This is a genomic window from Bacillus fungorum (assembly GCF_002746455.1).
In the GTDB taxonomy this organism is placed as follows: domain Bacteria; phylum Bacillota; class Bacilli; order Bacillales; family Bacillaceae_G; genus Bacillus_A; species Bacillus_A fungorum.
In genome coordinates, this window is the sequence record NZ_NWUW01000140.1 from 1 (window position 1) to 967 (window position 967).

The 967-nt window shown below is 32.7% G+C and carries 1 protein-coding gene; it reads right to left on the reverse strand.

Annotation, left to right across the window (positions count from 1 at the left end; translation table 11 throughout):
- Positions 1–445: 445 nt before the first annotated feature.
- The coding region (locus tag CO726_RS31105; RefSeq protein ID WP_099686847.1) for a transposase at positions 446–967 on the reverse strand (522 nt) is incomplete at its 5' end.

Below are 967 nucleotides of genomic sequence, written 5' to 3' on the forward strand. Positions count from 1 at the left end.
GTACATTTGAGCTACTTTTACTCACACGTAATACCTGAACTTGTTTCTTTTCATAGCGCACCGTTTGTTCTAATTTTTCTACTACATTGTTACTTAGGGAATTAATATTCATTTACATTCACCTTTCAAAATTGTTATTTTTTAACTCAAAAATATTTTTTACTTCATATAATCCTCATTTTTGGATTTAATCTATTTTAAACATTGTAATATTGCGGAGAGTTCTCGGTTCTCCTGTTTTAAGATTATTAATCACTTAATCTCAAAACATTTTAATATTACAATGATGTACAGTGTCTCATTATAGCCGAATATCCTTATATGGTGAATCGTTCCGTCCCACTCATTTGTACAAAAATAAAAAATGTTTTATGCTTGTACAAATGAGTGGGAAAATGCTGTATCTCACGCTATCTATCTATAAAAATACAACTAGGAAATTGATTTATATATTTCCTAGTTGTCTATCACTCCATCTAACTAATGTGTAAGAATACGATACATCCATTTGTAATTCTATATACAGTAGTTGTTTTTCTGGTAATATCTCTCCCTCTGTATGAATCCAATAACGCTTGTTATTGGACATATTCAGTACACGTGTCAGTCCTTGTTCTCGCCCTATTACTTTTGCAGTCCACCTCACCAAATTCATATCTTCTACCTCTGATACGCCTTGTTCCAGAGGTACGATATTTTCTGCTTCTAGTGGAATTTGTAACTGTTCTAATTCCAGAAATGTCTCCTCATATTCTAATAATTCCTCAGGTATATCTTCATCGCTAGGAAAAGGAATATCGTATACTGCTTCAGAAGCAGGAGTATGATGAAATTCTTCAGCATACTCCACTTCTTTTGCAACTTCCTTGTCCTGCTCTAACGTTTTTTCTTCTTCACCTACATTCATTCGAACAGATGTAGCAACTAAATCGTATATATTTGCTACATCCTTTTCTAAGGTAATTTC